General features: G+C 66.1%; 18 protein-coding genes. 7 read left to right on the top strand and 11 right to left on the bottom strand.

Going from position 1 to position 19,585, the window contains the following annotated elements:
- The first annotated feature begins 3 nt into the window (after nt 1–3).
- The 3 genes from GC1_RS08250 to GC1_RS08240 are packed head-to-tail and all read left to right on the top strand — an operon-like array spanning nt 4 to nt 4,414.
- Nucleotides 4–3,132, top strand: coding sequence for an efflux RND transporter permease subunit (locus tag GC1_RS08250; RefSeq protein ID WP_019296463.1), 3,129 nt, complete (start codon nt 4–6; stop codon nt 3,130–3,132).
- Nucleotides 3,129–3,545 (top strand): DUF2141 domain-containing protein, encoded by a 417-nt coding sequence (locus GC1_RS08245; protein ID WP_019296464.1) that lies wholly within the window; start codon nt 3,129–3,131, stop codon nt 3,543–3,545. The genes GC1_RS08250 and GC1_RS08245 overlap by 4 nt, the downstream gene beginning before the upstream one ends.
- A 5-nt stretch (nt 3,546–3,550) precedes the next feature.
- On the top strand, nt 3,551–4,414 hold the full coding sequence (locus GC1_RS08240) for an ABC transporter six-transmembrane domain-containing protein (protein ID WP_019296465.1): 864 nt from the start codon (nt 3,551–3,553) through the stop codon (nt 4,412–4,414).
- Nucleotides 4,415–4,460: 46 nt separating this feature from the next.
- Here the strand turns inward: GC1_RS08240 and GC1_RS08235 are convergent, their stop codons facing one another.
- Nucleotides 4,461–5,759, bottom strand: coding sequence for a replication initiation protein (locus tag GC1_RS08235; RefSeq protein ID WP_019296466.1), 1,299 nt, complete (start codon nt 5,757–5,759; stop codon nt 4,461–4,463).
- Between the two features lie 591 nt (nt 5,760–6,350).
- On the opposite strand from GC1_RS08235, the gene GC1_RS08230 reads away from it, so the two are divergent.
- From GC1_RS08230 to GC1_RS08220, 3 genes are all read left to right on the top strand, one after another.
- The gene (locus GC1_RS08230; RefSeq protein ID WP_039138054.1) at nt 6,351–7,775 is read left to right on the top strand and encodes an AAA family ATPase; all 1,425 of its coding nucleotides are present in this window, start codon (nt 6,351–6,353) and stop codon (nt 7,773–7,775) included.
- Nucleotides 7,753–8,844 carry a ParB/RepB/Spo0J family partition protein gene (locus GC1_RS08225; protein ID WP_019296468.1) on the top strand — a complete coding sequence of 364 codons (1,092 nt, stop codon included), beginning with the start codon at nt 7,753–7,755 and terminating at the stop codon, nt 8,842–8,844. The genes GC1_RS08230 and GC1_RS08225 overlap by 23 nt, the downstream gene beginning before the upstream one ends.
- Nucleotides 8,845–9,383: 539 nt before the next feature.
- Nucleotides 9,384–10,451, top strand: a complete 1,068-nt coding sequence (locus GC1_RS08220; protein ID WP_019296469.1) for a helix-turn-helix domain-containing protein — start codon at nt 9,384–9,386, stop codon at nt 10,449–10,451.
- Between the two features lie 37 nt (nt 10,452–10,488).
- On the opposite strand, the gene GC1_RS08215 is transcribed toward GC1_RS08220, so the two are convergent.
- From GC1_RS08215 to GC1_RS08195, 5 genes are all read right to left on the bottom strand, one after another.
- The gene (locus GC1_RS08215) at nt 10,489–11,322 is read right to left on the bottom strand and encodes a TonB family protein (protein WP_019296470.1); all 834 of its coding nucleotides are present in this window, start codon (nt 11,320–11,322) and stop codon (nt 10,489–10,491) included.
- The gene (locus tag GC1_RS08210) at nt 11,319–11,702 is read right to left on the bottom strand and encodes an ExbD/TolR family protein (RefSeq protein ID WP_019296471.1); all 384 of its coding nucleotides are present in this window, start codon (nt 11,700–11,702) and stop codon (nt 11,319–11,321) included. Before GC1_RS08210 ends, GC1_RS08215 begins: the two co-directional genes overlap by 4 nt.
- A gap of 9 nt (nt 11,703–11,711) precedes the next feature.
- Nucleotides 11,712–12,089, bottom strand: a complete 378-nt coding sequence (locus GC1_RS08205) for an ExbD/TolR family protein (protein ID WP_019296472.1) — start codon at nt 12,087–12,089, stop codon at nt 11,712–11,714.
- Nucleotides 12,090–12,093: 4 nt separating this feature from the next.
- Entirely contained in the window at nt 12,094–13,005 is a 912-nt protein-coding gene (locus tag GC1_RS08200; protein ID WP_019296473.1) for a MotA/TolQ/ExbB proton channel family protein, read from the bottom strand.
- Between the two features lie 160 nt (nt 13,006–13,165).
- The gene (locus GC1_RS08195; RefSeq protein WP_019296474.1) at nt 13,166–13,459 is read right to left on the bottom strand and encodes a DUF2218 domain-containing protein; all 294 of its coding nucleotides are present in this window, start codon (nt 13,457–13,459) and stop codon (nt 13,166–13,168) included.
- A 267-nt stretch (nt 13,460–13,726) separates the two neighbouring features.
- On the opposite strand from GC1_RS08195, the gene GC1_RS08190 reads away from it, so the two are divergent.
- The gene (locus tag GC1_RS08190; RefSeq protein WP_019296475.1) at nt 13,727–15,565 is read left to right on the top strand and encodes an ABC transporter ATP-binding protein; all 1,839 of its coding nucleotides are present in this window, start codon (nt 13,727–13,729) and stop codon (nt 15,563–15,565) included.
- A 16-nt stretch (nt 15,566–15,581) separates the two neighbouring features.
- Here GC1_RS08190 and GC1_RS08185 read toward each other — a convergent pair whose 3' ends face one another.
- The 5 genes from GC1_RS08185 to GC1_RS08165 all read right to left on the bottom strand — a co-directional run bounded on the left by GC1_RS08185 (nt 15,582) and on the right by GC1_RS08165 (nt 19,580).
- Complete coding sequence (locus GC1_RS08185; RefSeq protein WP_019296476.1) at nt 15,582–15,872, bottom strand: CcdB family protein; 291 nt, start codon at nt 15,870–15,872, stop codon at nt 15,582–15,584.
- Nucleotides 15,860–16,114 (bottom strand): type II toxin-antitoxin system CcdA family antitoxin, encoded by a 255-nt coding sequence (locus GC1_RS08180; RefSeq protein ID WP_019296477.1) that lies wholly within the window; start codon nt 16,112–16,114, stop codon nt 15,860–15,862. The genes GC1_RS08185 and GC1_RS08180 overlap by 13 nt, the downstream gene beginning before the upstream one ends.
- Nucleotides 16,115–16,225: 111 nt before the next feature.
- Nucleotides 16,226–17,065 carry a sugar phosphate isomerase/epimerase family protein gene (locus GC1_RS08175; protein WP_019296478.1) on the bottom strand — a complete coding sequence of 280 codons (840 nt, stop codon included), beginning with the start codon at nt 17,063–17,065 and terminating at the stop codon, nt 16,226–16,228.
- A complete protein-coding gene (locus tag GC1_RS08170; protein ID WP_019296479.1) occupies nt 17,062–18,351 on the bottom strand; it encodes a DUF6005 family protein in 1,290 nt (429 codons plus the stop codon). Before GC1_RS08170 ends, GC1_RS08175 begins: the two co-directional genes overlap by 4 nt.
- Nucleotides 18,348–19,580: an AMP-binding protein gene (locus tag GC1_RS08165; RefSeq protein WP_019296480.1), complete on the bottom strand. Its 1,233-nt coding sequence runs from the start codon at nt 19,578–19,580 to the stop codon at nt 18,348–18,350. The genes GC1_RS08170 and GC1_RS08165 overlap by 4 nt, the downstream gene beginning before the upstream one ends.
- Nucleotides 19,581–19,585: the final 5 nt, after the last annotated feature.

Raw genomic sequence — 19,585 nt, 5'->3', positions numbered from 1 at the left:
GCCATGCACGCCCTGACCGCCTGGTTCATCCGCAACCCCGTCGCCGCCAACCTGATGATGGCACTGATCCTGTTCCTCGGGGTGCAGACCCTGGTGTCGATCCGGATCGAAGGCTTCCCGCGCATCCCGCCGGAAAGCGTCGAAATTTCTATCGAATACCCAGGCGCCACCGCGGCCCAGGTGGATGAGCTGGTGACGCAAAAAGCCGAACAGGCGCTCGAAGGCCTGGAGGGTGTGCGCAGCATCACCTCGCTGTCGGCCAACGGCCTCAGCACCATCTCGGTCCGCCGCGCGGGCGGCGAGAAACTGCAGGCGGTGCTGGACCGGGTCCGCATCCGCATCGACGGGCTGGCCGATCTGCCGGACAAGGCCCGCCGCCCGGTGATTGAGGCTTCGGGCTTCGACTTCCCGGCGCTCTACGTGAACCTGCACGGCCAAGCCGGCCCGGCCACCCTGCAAACCCTGGCCCAACGGCTGAAGGAGGAGCTGCTGGCCCAGCCGGAACTGTCGCGGCTCAAGATCTGGGGCCTGATCCCGCGCGAACTGAGGATCGAGGCGGACCCGGAACGGCTGCGCCAGTACGGGCTGACCGCCGGCGATGTGGCGGCGGCGATCCAGTCAAACTCGCTGACCTTCCAGGCAGGCCAGCTGCGCACCCAGGATGGCACCATCCACCTGCGCGCCGACAACCGGGCCCGCTACGCGCCGGAATACGGCGCCCTGCCGGTGATCGAACGCGAGGACGGCTCGCATGTTCCGCTGCGCGACATCGCCACAATCGAGGACGGCCACCTGGAGGGCGACTTCCTGTTCCGCCTCAACGGCAGCCCCACCGTCGGCATGGAGGTGCTGGTCGGGCAAAAGGAAAACCTGCTGGAAATCAGCCGCGTTGTCCGCAGCGTGGCGGCGGACTTCGAACGCCAGCTGCCGCCCTCGGTCCAAATTGAGGTCTGGGGCGACAGCGCCGGCTACATCGCCGACCGGCTGGCGCTGCTGAAATCCAACGGCGTGCAGGGGCTGATCCTGGTGGTGCTGATGCTCTCGGTTTTCCTGAACGTGCGGCTGGCGTTCTGGGTGGCAATGGGCATTCCCATCTCGGTCATGGGCGCCATCGCGGTGGCAGGCTCCAAATGGGTAGACTACTCGCTGAACGACGTGACCACCTTCGGCCTGATCCTCGCCCTTGGGATCCTGGTCGACGACGCGGTGGTGGTCGGCGAAAGCGTGTTCGAGGAACGCCGCAAGGTGAAAGACCCGGTAGAAGGCACCGAAAAAGGCGTGCACAAGGTCGCCGTCGCAACCGTCTTTGGCGTGCTGACCACCATCGCCGCCTTCTTCCCGATGCTGCTGATCGACAACCCGCTGGGCAAGGCGCTGGCCGGTTTCTCCGGCATTGTGATCCTGGCCCTGATCTTCTCCCTGATCGAAAGCAAGTTCATCCTGCCCGCGCATCTGGCCCATGTGCCGCTGCAGCCGCGCCGCCGCTATCTGCTCAGCCGCCTGTGGGGCCGCATCCAGGACGGCGCGCGGGGCGGGCTTTGCTGGGTCCGCGACCGGATCTATCAGCCGCTTCTGGCGGTCTCCGTAGCCTACCGCTATGCCGTCCTGGTGCTGTTCATCGCCGCGGCCTGTCTGGGGCTGGGTCTGATGGTGAAGGGCAAGGTCCGCACCGTTTTCTTCCCTGAGGTCCCGGGCCAGGTCATTACCATGAACCTGGAAATGGACGCCCGCGCGCCCTTTGCCCTGACCCGCGCAAATGTAGACCGGATCGAGGCGGCGGGCCATGCGCTGAACCGGGAACTGGCCGAAAAGGCCGGGATGGAAACACCGCCGGTCAAAACCTTCTTCACCATCATCAGCAGCGCAGGCAGCGCCCAGATCTATGCCGAGATGCTGCCGGTGGCAGACCGTCCGCAGGTGCCGATCCTGGACGTGGTCCGCCTGTGGCGCGAACGCACCGGCGCGGTCGAGGGCGCAACCGAGCTGGATTTCACCGGCTCCGAGGAACTGGCAGGCGGCTTCCGCATCCGCCTGATGTCCAAGGACGAAGACCTGCTGCGCCAGGCCAGCGCTGAGATGCGCGCCTTCCTTGGCGGCATCGAAGGTGTGTCCAGCATCCGCGACGGGATGGCCGGCGGCCAGCCGGAACTAAAACTGCGCCTGCGCCCTGACGCCCGCAATCTCGGTTTCACTACGGAAACCCTTGCCAGCCAGATCGGCAACGGCTTCGGCGGTGCCGAAGTTGCCCGCATCCGCCGGGACGGGTCAGAGGTCCGGGTGCTGGTGCAGAACAACCGCGCGGCCCGCGACACCATCAGCGACCTGATGCAGCTGCGCCTGCGCAGCAACACTGGCGCCTGGGTGCCGCTGGGGACCGTCGCCGATATTGAGGGCAGCTATGTCTCTGGCGTGATCCACCGCCGCGACGGGCGGCGGGTCAACACCGTGGCGGCAGCAATCGACCGCGCAGTGGCCGCGCCCGGCGAGGTCGGCCAGGCCGTCTTTGAACAGCTGGTGCCGCAGCTGGCCGCCAAATACCCCAGCGTCCAAATCGCCGCCGCAGGCGAGCTCGAGGAGACGGAGGAAATTCAGGGCGGGCTGCTGCGCGCACTGATCCTCGCGGCGGTGCTGATCTATGTGCTGATGGCGGTGCCGCTCCAAAGCTACTGGCAGCCCTTTGTGATCCTGGCCATCGTGCCCTTCGGCTTTGTCGCCGCCGCTGTTGGCCATCTGATCATGGATGTGCCGCTGTCGCTCTTGTCATTCTTCGGAATGCTCGCGCTCACCGGCGTGATCGTGAACGACAGCCTGGTGATGATCACCCGCTACAATCAGGCCCGCGAAGGGGGCGGGACCGTTGCCCGCGCCCTGCATCAGGCGGGTATTGGCCGCTTCCAGGCGATTTTCCTGACCACTGCCACCACGGTGATCGGCCTGCTGCCGCTGCTCTCGGAAACGTCGGAACAGGCGCAATACCTGATCCCCGCCGCGGTCTCCCTGGCCTTTGGCGAGCTGTTCGGCACCGCCCTGATGCTCATTCTGGTGCCGGTGCTGATCGCCATCGCAGAAGACATTATCGCCCTCTTCCGCCTCCCCCCTTCCCCGCAACCTGAACACAGGAAACCCGCATGACCCGCTTCCTCACCCTCGCCGCCGTTCTGACAGTCCTCTCCTCCCCCGCCTCGGCCGAGGGTCTGCGCCTCACCATCGACGGCACCCGCAACAGCCAAGGCAATATCCTGATCGCTGTCTTCAGCGAGGCCAAGGCCTACGAAACGCTGGACTTCTGGCAAGCCGAGGCCTTTGCCGCGGTCCCCGCCCGGCCTGGCAGCACCGCGCATGCCTTCCCGGAACTGACCGCAGGCCCCTATGCGGTGGTTCTCTTTCACGACGAAAACGGCGACGAGGACCTGAACTTCAACGGCGGCCGGCCGCTCGAAGGCATCGGCGTTTCAGGCGCCGGCAGCCCGCAGGACGAACCCGGTTTCGCCGAAGCTTCGGTTGCCCCGGGCAATACCAAGATCCATGTGTTCTACGGCGGGTGACTGCGATGCTGGCCGGCCGGGGTCTGACCCTTCTATCACTGCTGACGGTCTTCAAGGGCCGCATTGCGCTCACCTGGGCGCTGACGCTGGGCGAGGCCGCCCTGACCGCGCTTGTTCCGCTGTTCATCGGCTTTGCCATCGACGGTCTGCTGGGTGAAACCCCCCGCGCCCTGTGGCATCTGGCGGGCCTGCTGGCCGCGCTGGTTGCGCTTGGCGTCACCCGCCGTCTCTATGATACCCGCGCCTATGGCACCATCCGCGTCGAACTGGGCAAGGCGCAGGCGGCGCGCTCCGCCGCCCTGCCGGTCTCAGCCCTGAACGCCCGGCTGGACATGGGGCGCGAGCTGGTGGACTTCCTGGAAGACACCCTGCCCTCCGCGATGGCCGCAGGCGTGCAATTCGCGGTCTCCATCACGGTGCTGTTTGCCTTTGCGCAGCAGCTGGCCCTCGCTGCCCTGGCTGCCGCCTTTGGCATGGCCGCCGTCTATGCCCTGTTCCACCGCCGCTTCTTCCGCCTCAACGGCCAGCTCAACCAGCAGACCGAGCGCCAGGTCGGCGTGCTGGAGAAACGCGCACAGGGGTCAACGCTGGCCCATCTGCGGCGCCTGCGCCGCTTTGAGGTGCAGCTGTCGGATGCCGAGGCCATCCTCTACGGCGCGGTCTTTGCCCTCCTGCTGGCGCTGATCCTGTTCAATCTCTGGTTCGCCGCCGCGATGATGACAGTCACCGCCGGCGCAGTGTTCTCGATTGTCGCCTATTCCTGGGACTTTGCCGAGGCCTCGCTCAGCCTGCCGGTCACCCTGCAAACCTGGTCACGCCTGTCTGAAATCACGGCGAGGCTGAACCGGGCCCCCGGGCGCGCGTCCTGAAATCCGGCTCCAGCTGCCGGGCAGCCGGGGGCGGCATCCCTGCCGGCTATTGCCCGCTTTCCAGCTCCGCCAGATCCTCCAGCGCACCGGGGATCAGCTCTTCCCAGAACTCCGCCATCGGTCCCGCCAGCAGCGCCGCACTCCAGCCGCGGTTGCGGAATTCCTCGCGGTCGATCTCATCCTCCAAGCGGCTCAGGAACAGCCGCTTGTCGGCATCCCGCTGGGTGGGCGAGCGCCCCGCCGCCAGCTCCCGGATCCGCTCCAGCTTCTGCGCGCGCAGGGACCGTTCCCGCGCCTTGGCCGCATCCTCTGCCGCCGCTGTCCGCGCCGCCTCGGCCTCTGCCGCCTTGCGCGCCTCTGCCGCGGCCAGCACCTCCGGCGAAACCGCCTTGGCCGTTTCGGCCGGCGCATCCTTGTAGTCGTCCCGCAAGGCCGCACTCAGGTAGCGCACCGGGCTGTCGACGCCCTTGCGCCCCTTCAGATAGCCGACCTTCTCGGCGACATAGTCCTCGCCATGCTCGGCAATCCACTGCCGCGCCAGCCGGTCGCTGACCCCCAGCTCCATCAGCTGGGTATAAACAGCCCCCTGCCGCACCCCTGCCCCGTCGTCGATATCCAGCATCGCCAGCTGCGGGTTCTCCTTGATCAGGAACCGCACCTCCGCCACCTGCCGGCCCATCTTCTTGAACTCCGGTGTCAGCAGAATGTTGGAGGTCTTGTTCACCTCCGCCACTGCCGGCTTGATGATCTTGGCATTCAGATGCTTGAAGCTCTCGTAATAGGCGCTGCCATCCACCCCCATCAGGCGGCGGAACAGCGCAATGTCCCACCAGCCGGTCGATCCCGTCCGCACAAAGCGGTAGCAGTTTTCATAAAGCGCCAGCGCATGGCCGCTGGTGAACCGCCGCTGAATGTTCAGATTGATCAGGGCAAAGACCTTGGGGTCATGCAGCTTTTCCGCCAGTGCGGGCGAATAGGCGTACTCGCAGACCCCGCCCGACAGCTTGGCGTAGGACAACAGGGAACTCACGCCCCACTCCTGCCGCCCCTGCTCATCCAGCATGTCCCATTCCGCCACCGTCTCCGCCAAGGAGCGCAGCGACTGCTTCAGCGTCTCCATATCGTTGGAATTGTAGCCCACCATCAGGCACAGCGTCTGCGCGTCGATCTGGTGCTTGGGCTTGGTGACCAGCGCGTCATAGGCATTGAGCAGCAGCACGTTCGACAGCTTCCGCTGCAAGAGCGTCAGCTTGCCGGAGACATGGATCGCCGCCACGTTCTTCTTTACCGACCCCCGGCGCAGGGGGCCTGTCAGCTTGCTGTGCGGGATGTTATCAGCGTCCATCGCCCTGCCCTTTCGTCCCGCTTCGGCCTTTGCGACTCTCCGGGATCTGCTCTCGGGGCTACTATGACGGAAAAGGCACCCGTTCTCAATCCTGCTTTGGGCACCCTTTTACGGGAGAGCCCCGTCCCGCAAACGGGTACCTTTGGCATCCGCCCCTGAATTTCTGCGGAAATCTGACCCCGAAAACCTGCTTTTCAGGCTAATCTGAGGCCGGAAACCGCCCGAAACCGGCCTTCTGAGTCGCGGGTGCCCCTCCTCCTGCGAATCGGAACCCTTCTTCCCGCAGACAGGTACCCATGATCCCGGAAATGGGTTCCTTTGGTACCGGAGACAGGTGCCCAAACACTCTTAACCGTATGAAATATAAAGGATTACCTGACCTAAAGACTCTAAACTGAATCAAAGATTCACAACATTTCAACCTGTTTGTGCCATAGTAATTTTTGGGGAAAAGACTCATATTATCCGCGGGATACGGACGGCAGCGGAAAACAGATGCGCTGTCAGATAATGATTCACTCTCTGCCCAGGATGTGCGACAAAAACCGGGATAACACGCCAAACAGGCGATATACCCGAGGCATAAGGCACATGGCAAAGAAACCTGATACCCCCCTGCCCCCCTATTTCAACCTGGATCCGGAGGCTGCAGCGGCCAAGCTCGGTGAGCTGGTCGACACCGCCAGATTCGCCAAGGCAGCCGCATTTGCAGGGCGCGGCCGCGATGATCTGGCCAAGCGCGGCTACGCTCCCGACGGGCGCAAGCGGCTGCGCAAGTTCTCCACCTGGGAGATCACCCGCTACCTGATCCCGGTGGCCCCCGCCCACCTGCGCCGGGTGCTGAACAAGAACCCCGACCTGCCCCAGGGCGAAGGCGCCAGCGGCTCCAAATGGTTCACCCTGGAGGAAGTGCTGAAACTGCGCGACCATTTCGCGGAGGAAGGCATCTCCACCAAGGAGTACCGCCCCTACCGCCCCGAGGGCCTGCCCGCCAAGGTGGTCGCGGTTGCCAACTTCAAGGGCGGCGTCGGCAAGACCTCGACCGCGGCGCATCTGGCGATGTCGGCGGCGCTCGACGGCTACAAGGTGCTGGTGGTCGATCTCGACTCCCAGGGCTCGATGACCTCGATCCTCGGCGGCCAGGTGGCCGATGAATGGCAGACCGTCTTCCCCCTCCTCGCCCGTGATTATGCGGATGCGGTTGAGGCCGAAAACAAGGTCCGCGCCGCTTCCGGCCTCAACGCCATTCCGCTCGATGAAACTCTGACCGAGGCCAGGGAGGTTTCGCTGCGAAACGTGGTCCAGAAAACCCACTGGCCCAACATCGACCTGATCGGCGCGCAGCTGAACCTGTACTGGGCGGAGTTCCAGATCCCGGTCTGGCGGATGGGCTTGCGCAACTGGGCGCTGTGGGACGCGCTGACCAATGCGCTGGACCAGGGCGGCGCGCTCGATGACTACGACATCGTGCTCCTGGATACCCCCCCTGCCCTGGGATACCTGACGATCAACGCACTGGCCGCCGCCGACATCCTGATGGTGCCGCTTGGCGCGTCGTTCCTGGAGTTCGACTCGACGGGCCGCTTCTTCGACATGCTTTATTCCACCTTCGCCTCTATCGAGGACGGCGAAAACGCCGGCCGCCGCCGCGCAGGGCTCCCCGAGATGAAGTTCGAATGGGACGTGGTCCGGGCCCTGATCACCCGCTTTGACGCCAGCCAGCAAAGCGATCTGGCCAATGTGATCCAGGCTTATTTCGGCGACATGATGAATGCCTACCGGCAGGATTACACCGCCATGGTCGGCCAGGCCGGCGAAAGCGTGTCCGGCATCTACGAGGCCGACTACCGCAACTTCAACCGCGAGACCTATGTGCGCGGGCGTGAAGTGTTCGACCGCACCTATGCGGAATTCAAGGAGCTACTGATCGGCAGCTGGTGGCGCGATCAGCAGATGGAGCAGGCAGAACAGACCCAGAAAGAGGACAGAGCAGATGGCACGCCGCAGACAGCTTGAGACCCCTTCGCCCGAGGCGCTGAAGGAAATTGAGGCCGGCATTGACCGGGATCTGGCCCGCAGCCCCGGCCTGCGGCCGCCGATTGCCGACGTGGTGGCCGACGCCGCCCGCCACGCCGACCCGCTGCCCCAGGCCGACCGTGAGGCCATCGCCCGCGACAAGGCCGATGCCGAACGCCTGCGCGATGCCGAGGGCAAGGGCCTGGTGGCGGTGGAACTGCCGCTGGAGGACATCACCGCGGATGCGCTGAACCGGGACCGGATCGAACTGGACGAGGAAGAGATGCAGGAACTGATGACCTCGATCTCGGTCAACGGTTTGCGCCTGCCGATCGAAGTCTTTGAACCGCTGAACCCAGAGGATGCGGGAAAATTCGCGCTGGTTTCCGGCTACCGCCGCCTGACTGCGCTGCGCCGTCTCAACGCGGTCAGCGGCGGCGACCGGTTCCAGACCATCCCGGCCTTCATCCGCGAACCCGGCAGCATTGCCAATGCGCTGGTCTCGATGATCGAAGAGAACGAGATCCGCTCCGGTCTCAGCCAGTACGAGCGCGGCCGGGCGGCGGCGTCGGCAGTGCATGACGGTATCTTCGCCAGCGTCGACGAGGCGGTGGCGGTTCTGTTCCAGCACGCCTCCAAGGCCAAGCGCTCCAAGATCCGCTCCTTCGCGGTGATCCACGAGGAGCTCGGCGATATGCTCAGCCACGGCACCGGCCTGAATGAACGCCAGTGCCTGCGCCTGGCCGGCGCCTTGAGGACGGGTGCGGCAGAGCGTCTGAGAGCGGCGCTGGAGCGGGCAGGCGGACGCTCCGCAGCGGAGGAATGGGAGGCAATGGTTCCGGTCATCGAAAGCACCGAAGGCGAGCCGCTGGACCCCAGCCGCGGCGGCCGTCCCAAGACCGCAAAGAAGGTCGAAAAGGCCCGCCGCACAGAGGTTGCCCGCGGCATCACGATCGAACGTGAGTACGGCCCCGCGGGTTATGCCATCCGCTTCTCCGGCAGCGAGGTGACGCAAGAGCTGGTGGACACGGTAATGGACAACGTCCGGCACCTGCTGGAACACGGCTGACAAGCCGGCCCCCAAGACAGGTTTCGCAGCGAAACCCCGGCCCGATGGGCCGGGGTTTTTCTTTGCCGGCCCGGTCATTCCGGCACCTGTCCCGGAGGTTTCGCAGCGAAACCCTTTCTGGAGGAGCGCGCAGGGCAGGGGGAAAACTCGGCGGTTGTTCAGGTCATTTCCGGTTTCAGGCGCGTCGGCTGGATCGGCTTTTGCGCAGGTTTCGCAGCGAAACCTTCCGGGGGCAGGAGAGGCTACTGATTCATTTTGCCCGGCCGCCAGCGGTTCCCGGGCAGCCTCAACCTTAGCCTTGGCGGCGCAGAGGTTTCGCTGCGAAACCTCCGGACTGAAGCGCGAGCCTTGCCGGGGAGATGGGATGACCCGGACCGCTGCTGCCATGAAATGGACCTTCGGGCGTTGCCTGTTCGAGGTCTCGTTTGCGGCTGTCTCTTGCTTCGCAGTGCGCTTCGGTGCGGCAAGGGGGATCGGGTGGTTTTCAACGGAAAAACAAAATCCTTGGGTAATGTGCAAAATCATCATATTTTGCATTTATGAAACCGAACCCTTCTGAAACCAAAGGCGCTGCCGGGGCGGCCGCTGACAGCCCATTCGACGGTGAAACCGGGGAGGAGGACCTGTGGTTCCTGCCCGGACCGCCGGAGGAGGAGGTGGATTTCCTGCCGCCGCTGCCGCGCAGCGACCCGGATGAGCGGGCGCAGATTGCCGGCTGGGAACAGGCGCAGGCTGCGGAGGCGCTGCATCTGGCGCAGGCGGCAGTGCGGTTCGGCGCGCTGGATGAGCGGCTGCGGCGCGGCCCGGAGGGATGGCGGCACCGGCTGGCCCTGACAGAAGCGTCAGAGCTGAGCTGGCTGTCCGGCGACCGGATCTCTGCCGACCGGCTGGGGCTGTGGCAGGCGATGCGGATCAGCGCTGCCGGGGAGGACACCGCGGCGCTGCAGCACACCGCCTGGGCGTTGCGGCGGCTGTCGGGCGGTCCTGGGCCAGGGGCGGATATTGCCGGGTTCCTGGGCCGTCACGAGGCCCGCGGGGACGACCCCCTGACCGGCAGGATCGCAGGTTGGAATGCGATTATGAAAGCGGCCTCGTCCCTGCATCCGATTGTCCGTTCGTGTTTTGCCTTTCACCTCTGGCCGATGGCCGGGATCGGACCTGAGGGCGATGTTCTGGAGGGCGCGGTGATCGCTGCGCGCATGTCGGCGGGCGAGGGGCAGGACGGCGCCCTGTTTGCGCCGCTGCTGATGAGCGGGGCAGGGGGGCTGCGCGGCGGCGGGGCGCCGCAGGAGCGCCTGCAGCGCTGGCTGCAGGCGGTGGACCAGGGGATCCTCCGCGCGATGCGGCATCTGGATCAGCTCGACCGGTGGGAAAGCGATGCCCGCCGCTGCATCAAGCCGCTGTCGGGCCGCACCCCGCCGCGGCTGATTGAAGTGTTCCGCAGCTGGCCGATGGTGACGGCGCCGCTGGCCGAAGAGCTGACCGGCGTCAGCCGCGCGGCGGTGCAGCGCAACATTGCCTGGTTCGAAGCGCAGAACCTGGTGCAGGAGGTAACGGGGCAGGGCCGGTTCCGTGTCTGGCGGGCTGCCTTGAACGCCGGGGCTTGAGCGGGCCTGCGTCAGGGCGCGCGCTCAGGCAGCGGTTCTATTTGGTGAAACTGATGGGCAGGCTGAGGCGGATCTGGCTGGCCTGCAGTTTTTTCGGCGCGGGCGGGAAGTTTCCGGCGCGGGCAACGGCGGCCAGGGCTGCCTGATCAAACGCGGCTATCCCTGACGATCTGGCGACGCGGTGGTCCAGCAGGCGGCCATCGCGGGCAACTGTCAGGCGCAGCACCACCTGGGCCTGGCCCTTGGCGCCGGAGGGGTAGCGTTTGCGCCGTTCGATGCGGGCGCGGATCTTGTTGCCCCAGACGTTGCGAAGCTTGGCTTCGCGGCCCGGGTTGGCAGTGGCGGTCCGGGCACCGCCGGATTGGCCCGCCTCGGCGCCGCCGCCAGATCCCGCCGCCCGCTGGGCCTGCTGGCCAGCAGAATTCCTGTTGGAGTTTGCCTTGGGGGCGGGTTTCTGCTGCGGCTCAGGGTCCAGCTTGGCCTGCGGCTCCGGCTTTGGCGCTGGTTTGCGCGGCTTTGGCGGCGGCGGTGGCGTGGTGTCCGCCTGTACCGGTTGGGCCGCAGCGGGCTGGGTTAGCGGGGCCAGCAGCGCGGCACGCGGCGCCTGGGCCAGATCAAACTGCGGCAGGGCAGGGGCCTGGACCCGGGGCAGCGGGTCTGCGCTTTGGGTTTCGATCTGCGGGTCCTCAGGCGGCTTCTGCCAGGCCTCGGCCATGCGGGCGACCTCGGCGCTGGCCGGCTGGAGCGAGACCAGCGCCTCGCCGCCCGCACCGCTGGATTGCGCGCCCTGCTCTGGCGCGCTGGCAAAGAGTGCTACGTGGATGAGGCCCGCGAGGCCCGCAAAGACAGTGAATTCAGCGGCGCGTTTCATCGGCGGTGCACCACCAGTTCGGCGCGGGACAGACCTCCCTCTGCCAGCTGGCGCAGGATGCGGGCGAGGGTCTTGGCCTCCAGCCGTGCGTCGGCGCGCAGTTGCACGTTGGGATGGCCTGCACTGGCGGCGGCGAGGCGGGTGAGAGCGGCCTCGCCCTCGGCCCCGTCGAAATACATCCGGCCGCCGGCACCGATGTAGAGCACCGGCTGGGCCTCTGGCGCGGTCTCGGAGGCGGCCTCGGGCGGGGTAACATCAAATGGGTCAGGCTGCGCCAGGCGCGAGGTCATCAGGAAGAAGATCAAGAGCAGGAACACCACGTTGATCATCGGCACGATGGATTCGGCGCGGGGGCGTTTAGGGGGATCGCTCAGGTCCATGGTTTTCCCTCACTCCACCAGCACGACGTTGCTGAGACCGGCGTGCTGCAGCAGGGCGGTGATGTCAGTGATGCGCTGCAGGCTGGCACCGTCGCGCCCCCTGAGAATCAGCATGTCGGCGGGTGTCTTCATCAGCGGCGCCAGCGCCTGGGGGAGGTTCGCGTCCGCCACTGGCACACCGTTCACATCCAGGTTGCCGGGTCCGACGCCAATGAGGCGCGGCGGACCGTCGTAGGTGCCGCCCTGGCCCGCCAGCGGCAGTTGCAGCACCGTGTCCATGCCAAAGCGCGAGGCCAGCATGAAGAACACCAGGAGCAGGAACACCACGTCGATCATCGGCGTGAGGCTGGGCTTGCGCCGGGGGCGCGGGGCGGGGGCGAGCTGCATGGGGCTACTCAGCCGCCAGCGGCAGCGGATCGGGCGGGGCGGCGACGAAGATGCGGGTGGCGTTGTCCTCAATGTCGCGGCGGATGCGGGAGATCACGGCCTCAAACCAAGTGAGCGCGGCGGAGGCGGGGATCGCCACAGCCATGCCGGCGGCGGTGGTCAGCAGCGCCTCCCAGATGCCGCCGGCGAGGAGGGCCGGGTCGGCCTTGGAGCCTGCGGCCTGCAGCGCCTGGAAGGCGGCGATCATGCCCAGAACAGTGCCGAGGAGGCCCAGCAGGGGGGCGATGGTGGCAATGAGTTCGAGCGCGCCGAGGCCGGTGGCGGCGCTGGCCAGATGCAGCTTGGCGACGCGGGCGGTTTCCTCGCGGGCGCGGTCCTCTGGCAGGCTGGCGGTGGCGGTGAGCGCGGCGACGACCACGCGGGAGCGGATGCCGCGCCGCCCTGCAGTGATGTCCAGCGCTTCGGCGCGGTTGCCGAACTCAAAAGCGGTGACAGCGCGGGCGGCCTTGCCGCGGGACCAGGCGCCGATCAGGGCCAGCCGCCAGATCTTCCACAGGATCAGCGCCAGGGTGATGACAGACAGGGCAGCGATGGCCCAGATCGAGGGGCCGCCGTCACGCAGGAAGTTCAGCGCTTTGGCAGAGGCGTCAGTTGCGATTTGCGCCAGCTCAGGCGGGGCGGCGGGCGATTCAGCCGCGGGCTGCGGGGCAGAGGAGGCCTCTGCTGCGGGGTTCTCTGTGTCTGACGGCAGCTCCGGGGCTGCGGGCACAGGAGACGGGAGCACTGGCGCGGTTTCTGCCGTGGCGGGCGCGTCGGCACTGATTGCGGGCACCGGCGCAGCAGGCGTGTCCTGCGCTGTGGCAAAGGGGGCCATGAGCAGAAGGGCAGCCGCGGCTGCGGGCAAACGAAGGGTCATGGACCGGTCTCCAGCCAGAGGCGCCGCGGGGTGCGGCGTCAGATTGTCGGGATGGCTGGGCGGCCCCTGAGGGAGCGGGGAATGCCTTGCTGCAAGCGTCTCAGGGGGAAACGCGGGGTCACGGGTAGGAAAACCAACCCGTTTTGTCAAGATTATGGGATCAGGCGGCGTCTGACTGCCAGGTCATGGCCTCAAACTCCTCGCGGAAGGCGAAGCGGGCGAGGTGGCGGTCGATGATGTCGCGCGCCTCGGCCAGGTCAGCTACATCCGGCGCAGTGACTTCGGCAGTCAGGGTGTTTTCTGTGGCCTGCAGGGTGGCCGGGCCCATTCCCAGCGCGATGGTGCCGCGGGTGCCGTCGTGGTCCACGGGCACCTTATGCGCAAAATGTTTGCACAGCTGTTGCAGGTATTTGGAGGCGTTCGGGGTCTCAAAATGGCCCTGATCGGTGAGCATGTTGTAATCCTTAGTGTTTTACTCAGATTGCGGCACAATAGCGCGCCGCAAGCCTGCCGCAAGCGGAAAACTGGCGCGCATTTTGCCGCCGGGGCGTGAATTTCGCTGCTGACAAGCGGGGCCTGGATGCGTAGAAGGGCCAGGCTGCGGTGCAGGCAGGATCCGCGCCCTTGCCCTTGTTAGACTATGTTTTAAGGGCTTCGGGCGGGCGGATACGGCGACCCACATCTCAAGCGGTTCCACGAAAATCCTTGAGAGGCCTCCAAAATGTTCCGGGCTTTTGAAAACCTTGTCGATCCCTTTGCGCCGGCCCATCAGGCGCCGCCGCGGGCCAATTTAAGGGCCTATCTGGCGCAGCAGCTGGGGCCCTACCGAAAATGGCTGCCGCTGATGTTTGCCACCGGCGTTTTGACCGCGCTGATGGAGAGCGGGCTGATCTTCTATTCCGGCCGGGTGGTCGATCTGATGGCGGAGACCGGCGCGGGCGCGTTCTGGGACGCGCATGGCACCGAGATGCTGCTGGCGCTGTTCTGTGTGCTGGTCGTGCGGCCGTCGCTGGTGGGGCTCAATCACCTCTTGCTGGAGCAGACGCTGTCATCGAACCTGCAGGAACAGGTGCGCTGGCAGGCGCACCGGCATCTCTTGGGGCAGTCGGCGGGGTTCTTTCAGAACGATTTTGCCGGGCGGCTGAGCAACCGGGTGATGCAGATGGGGCCTGCGGTGCAGGACAGCGTGCATATGCTGTTCGAGGCGGTGCTGTTTGCCGTCACCTATATGATCGGCGCGGTGGTGGTGCTGTCGCAGATCGACTGGCGGCTGGCGGTGCCGCTGGTGGCCTGGGTCGGGCTTTATGGGCTGTATGTGCGGCACACCGCGCTGAACGTGGCGGCGACGGCTGAGAAATGGTCCGATGCGCGCTCTGCCGCGACCGGGCGGATTGTCGATGCCTATGGCAATATCGAGACGGTGAAGCTGTTTGCCCGCGACGGGCAGGAGCAGGCCTATGCGCTGTCGGCGCTGCGGCGGCTGCGGACGCGCTATCAGCGGTTCCTGCGGATGATGACGCGGCTGGCGTTTGGCAGCATTGCCATCAACGGCGTGCTGATCCTGATCGTGGTGGCGCCTGCCATCTGGCTGTGGATGCGCGGGTCTGTCAGCGTTGGCGAGGTGGCGGCGGTCTCGGCCCTGACGATCCGCCTGAACGGGATGAGCGGCTGGATCCTGTGGGTGACGATCCGGTTGTTTGAAAACATGGGGGTGATCCGCGAGGGTCTGCGGTCCTTGTCAGCCGTGCATGAGGTGACGGACGCGCCCGGAGCCAAGCCGCTGGAGGTGGCCCGTGCCGAAGTGCGGATCGAGGGGCTGCGGCACCATTACGGCAACACGTCAGGCGGGGTGAACGGCATTGACCTGCACATCCCGGCGGGTCAGCGGGTGGGCATTGCCGGGCCGTCGGGGGCGGGGAAATCGACCCTGATCAACCTGCTGCTGCGGTTCCGCGACCCGGAAGGCGGGCGCATTCTGATCGACGGGCAGGACATCCGCGGGGTGACGCAGGAGAGCCTGCGCAGCCGGATCGGGGTGGTGACGCAGAACACTTCGCTGATCCACCGCTCGGTGCGGGCCAATATCATGTACGGCAACCCTGGTGCCACGGAGGCAGAGATGATTGCTGCCGCCAAGCGGGCGGAGGCGCATGAGTTCATCATGGGCCTGCGCGACCACGCGGGGCGGACCGGCTATGACGCCCATGTGGGGGAACGCGGCGTGGCGCTGTCGGGCGGCCAGCGGCAGCGGATCGCGATTGCGCGGGTGGTTCTGAAGAACGCGCCGGTCCTGATCCTGGATGAGGCGACCTCGGCGCTCGACAGTGCGGTGGAGGCAGCGATCCAGAAGACTTTGCTGGATGTGATGCAGGGCAAGACGGTGATTGCGATTGCCCACCGGCTGTCGACGATTGCGCAGATGGACCGGATCGTGGTGCTGCAGGAGGGGAAGATTGCCGAGGACGGCAGCCACACCGAACTGCTGGCGCGGCAGGGAGTCTATGCCGGGCTGTGGCAGCGTCAGGCGGGCACGGCGGAGCGGGTGGCGGAGATGGTGTGATACTGAGGCGGGAGGCCTAGACGCCCGCCATCAGCACATCCACCGCACGGGTGATCAGGTCGCCCTGATCCGCAACAGAGCCGGTGCGGCGCAGGCTGGCGCGGCGCACCGCTGCGATCAGCCGGGTTGCCAGGATCAGGCGTTGGGTGTTGTGCGTGATTTCCGGGTTCAGGTGCGTCACGGCCGGGTAGTTTGGCAGCAACGGGATGACAACGACGGACGGGTCGGGCGGCAGCAGATCGCTTTCGATCACGACCATGGAGATACCGTTGTATTCCGCGACGTCGAAGCGGGTCAGTCCTTCCACGAGGTTGCCCCTGGCGCAGTCATGATGTCTGCCAGCGGGTGTCCGTGCTGTTCGTGCCAGTCGGATTGCGCGGCAAAGGCATCGGCGTTTTCCTTCAGCCACTGCTTACGCCGTGCCTCGGCAACGGCCTGCATCAGCGCGGTCTCTGCCACTGCGGAGACGTTGATGCCGAGAGCCTTGGCGCGGTCCAGCGCCTGCGCATCCAGGGTAAGGGAGGTCTTGCGTTTGGCGCTGGCGGTCATGAGGATATGCTCCGGTGTTGTACCGCCAACATATACCGTCCGAGTATATATCGCAAACTCCGGTGCGCCTTGCGGGGCGCACCAGGTGTCAATTTGGCAAGGTGCCGACAGTCAGACGGCCTCTGCAGTTTCTGGCATGTCGCTTTGGGTTCGGGTGCGAATCTGGGCGATATCGCTTTTTAGAGTCTGGAAAACCGCATCCCCGAACCATTCCAGAGAGGCCTCGCAGGCGGGATCCTGGGCTAATTCGGCCAGCAGGGCGCTGTAGTCATAGGCGCCTTCGAACAGCGGCACCATGCCGTCGCGGCTGCCTGCGGCGCTGTAGACGTTGCCGGGGGCAAAGACGTCCAGCCGGTTGCGGGCGGAGACGTTTTTCAGGTGGTAATGGGCGATGCGGGGCAACAGGATTCGGCGGGCCTCCACCGGGTCGTCGCCGCCTTCCCAGACGTGCAGCGCGTCGAAGTTGATGGCGAGCGCGTCGTGGTCCGTGGCGTCGATCAGGCCGCAGGTCGCCGTTAGCGAGTCGGCGAGGGTGCCGGGGTGGGTCTCGACCAGCAGGCGCAGCCCGTGATCCGCGGCGATAACGCAGGCCTCGCGCAGGGCGCGGATAGTCTGGCGGCGTTCTTCCGGGGTGGCATCGGCGCTGGCCTGCTGGCCTGCAAAGGTGCGCATTTTGCCAGCCCCCCAGGTGCGGGCCTGGGCGCAGAGCGCCAGGGTGCGGTCGCGCAACAGGTCCGGGTCATGCAGCGGCAGGTAGTCGCTGATCATCGGCACCGACAGGCCCTGCGCCGCCATCCATTGGGCGTTGTGAATGGCCAGCGGCGATTGGTTGCGCGCGTGCACGCCCCAGAGCTCGATGCCCTGAAAGCCGTTGTCGCGGGCCCAGAAGGCGATGTCCTTGAGCCCGATCAGCTGGTGGCGGAAGGAAATGGTGCAAAGCGAGATTTTCATGCCGGAACCTCCTGCGGCTGGGGGCTGGCCGGGCGGCAATTCTGGGCTGGCAGGTTGATGGCACACCAGGTGTCAAACTGGGCGTGCAGCGCCGATTTGATGGTGAATTCGAGCTGGTCCAGCGCATCCAGCGCCGCGAACAGGTCGGGGATCATGGCGCGGTCGCCGGTATGGGCGATGCGGGCGGCGAGGAAATGCAGGCTGCGGAAGCCCTCGCAGAGCGCCTCGACCCGGTCGCATTCGGCGTCGAAGGGTTCAAACGCGGTGTCCAGCTCCTGCCAGAAGAAGGCAAAGGCGTGCTCATAGGCGTATTTGCGCAAGGAGAGCACCGGCATTTCCCGCACCGCGGGGCCCAGGTCCGCCAGTGCCAGCGGGCGGGCGGGGTCGCAGTGGTATTCAAAGATCCGACGCAGGGCGGAGGTCAGCAGGTTGTCTTCACTGCGGAAAGTCTCAGTGAAATAGGCGGCCAGATCCGGTGCCTGCGGCGCCTGCGCATCGCCGCTGTTCAGGATATAGCCCCCCGCGACGGTGGGCTGCGCCATTGCGTTCAGGATGGTTTCGCGCGGCAGGTCGCCGCGCCAGCGGTAGTCCGGGTCATAGAGGTGCCAGAGGTCCGGATCATCGGTCAGTTCGATGATGACGTAATGCGGAAAGGGGTTCTGGTTGTACTTGTTCTCGCGCTCCGGCAGGTGGAACATATCTAGGAAGACCACCAGCTGCGCGTCATCGGATTTGGTTGACAGCAGCTGTTCGAAGCGGATCAGGTTCTGCTCCTTGGTCTGGCTGTGGTCGTACCATTCGCGCACCGGGATGTTGTAGAGCCGTTCGACCCAATCGGCATAGAGGTCCTGGGTGATCTCCTCGCTGTGGTAGGCAAGCTGCATGGCGGGCGTCACCGCAAAGCTACTGTCCCAGGTGCCGAAGTAGAAGGGGCGGAAGTTCAGGTGCTCATGCCGCCGGATCGCGGCGCAGAGACAGCTGACGAAGCAATGCACGGTGATCTCGCTGGGGGCGGGGGCGGTGTCTGCCTGCGGCGCGGGCTCTTCGCCCAGCAGCATCCGGATCAGCCCGTCGACGGTGGCGAAGTCATCCTTGGACAGCTCGCGCTCGGGCATCTCGATGCCGTGGTCGGTCTCCAGATGCAGCATCAGGTTGATCAGGATCACCGAGTCGATGTGCAGGTCGTCGTTCAGCACCGACTGGGCGGAGAAGTTCTGCATATGCGGGTTGGCGAGCGGGCCGGAGAGGGTCTGGCGGATTGCCTCGAGGATATGGTCGTAGGTCATGCGTCTGCACTCTCCGGTGTGAATTTCGCGGCGACTTCGCGGCGGCTGATCTTGCCGTTGGCATGGCGGGGCAGGGCAGGCAGATGCCGGATCAGGGCGGGCTGCTGGTAGTCCGCAAGCGCTGCGCGGCAGGCCTGGCGGATGTCGTCCTCTGATGCGGTGCCGGCATACAAGAGGCCCGCGCGGGCGCCGGAGTGCGGGTCGGGCAGGCGGAAGGCGACGGCATCACTGACGCCGGGCAGGGCCATCACCGCCTTTTCCACGTCCTGCGGATAGACGTTGAGGCCTGCGACGTTGATCATGTCATCGGCGCGGGCGGTGAAGACCAGCATTCCGGTATCACTCAGGTGGCCGAGGTCGCCGGTGTCGATTGTCTGCCCTGCGATGGTGATGCCCACTGCGCCCGGGGTGCCGTTTTGGCCCGCGGTCAGAACAACATGCGGCAGCGGCTGGCCGACGTCATAGGGGTTTTGCAGATCGGGGTTGATGGCGACACAGCCGGCCTCGGAGCAGCCGTACTGCTGGAACAGATAGGTGGTGCGGGCGCGGATCAACTGGAACCAGGCCTCTGGCAGCACGGTGCCGGAGGTGTTGGCGGCGTAGAGCCTCTGGTCCGCGGGCAGAAGGCGGGCCAGCGTGTGCAGCATCGCAGGCGAGGTATAAAGCAGCGGCTGATCGGTCTCGCGCAGGCGGCGCAGGATGTATTTCGGGTTCAGGCTGTCGAGCACCACCGGCACATGACCGCGGTGCAGCGCCACGAAGACGCCGGCAATCAGCCCGTAGGAATGGGTGACGGGGCAGGCGATCACCGGAGTCATCGCGGCGCTGGCGGTGAAGAAGGCGGCGTAGCTTTCGACCTCTGCCGCGATTTCCGCCCAGCTGCGGGTGATCACCTTGGCGGCACCGGTGGTGCCGGAGCTCATCTGCACCAGAACGCCGCCGCGCGGGGCGGTGCCGGCTTGCGGCAGGGCGGTTTGTTTCAGCCCGTCGCTGAGCATCACGTCGCAGCCCGCGGCCTGGGCCATTTCGCGGGCGGTTTCTGGCGGGATGCCCGCGTGGATCGGGAAGACGCCGGCGCCTTGCGCGCGCAGGTACAAAAGCGCCGAAAGCGCGGCGCCGGCGTTCTGCATGTGCAGGCCGTAGCGGTGCGTGGCGGGATCCATCAGCACGCGGTCCAGCCGCGCGGCGAGGTCCGAGGGGTCGATGGTTGTGTCGTTCAGAACAAACATGGCGG

Source organism: Leisingera sp. ANG1 (assembly GCF_000203975.2).
In the GTDB taxonomy this organism is placed as follows: domain Bacteria; phylum Pseudomonadota; class Alphaproteobacteria; order Rhodobacterales; family Rhodobacteraceae; genus Leisingera.
The sequence above is the reverse complement of the archived record's forward strand: the minus strand, read 5'-3'. Positions and strand labels throughout refer to the sequence as shown.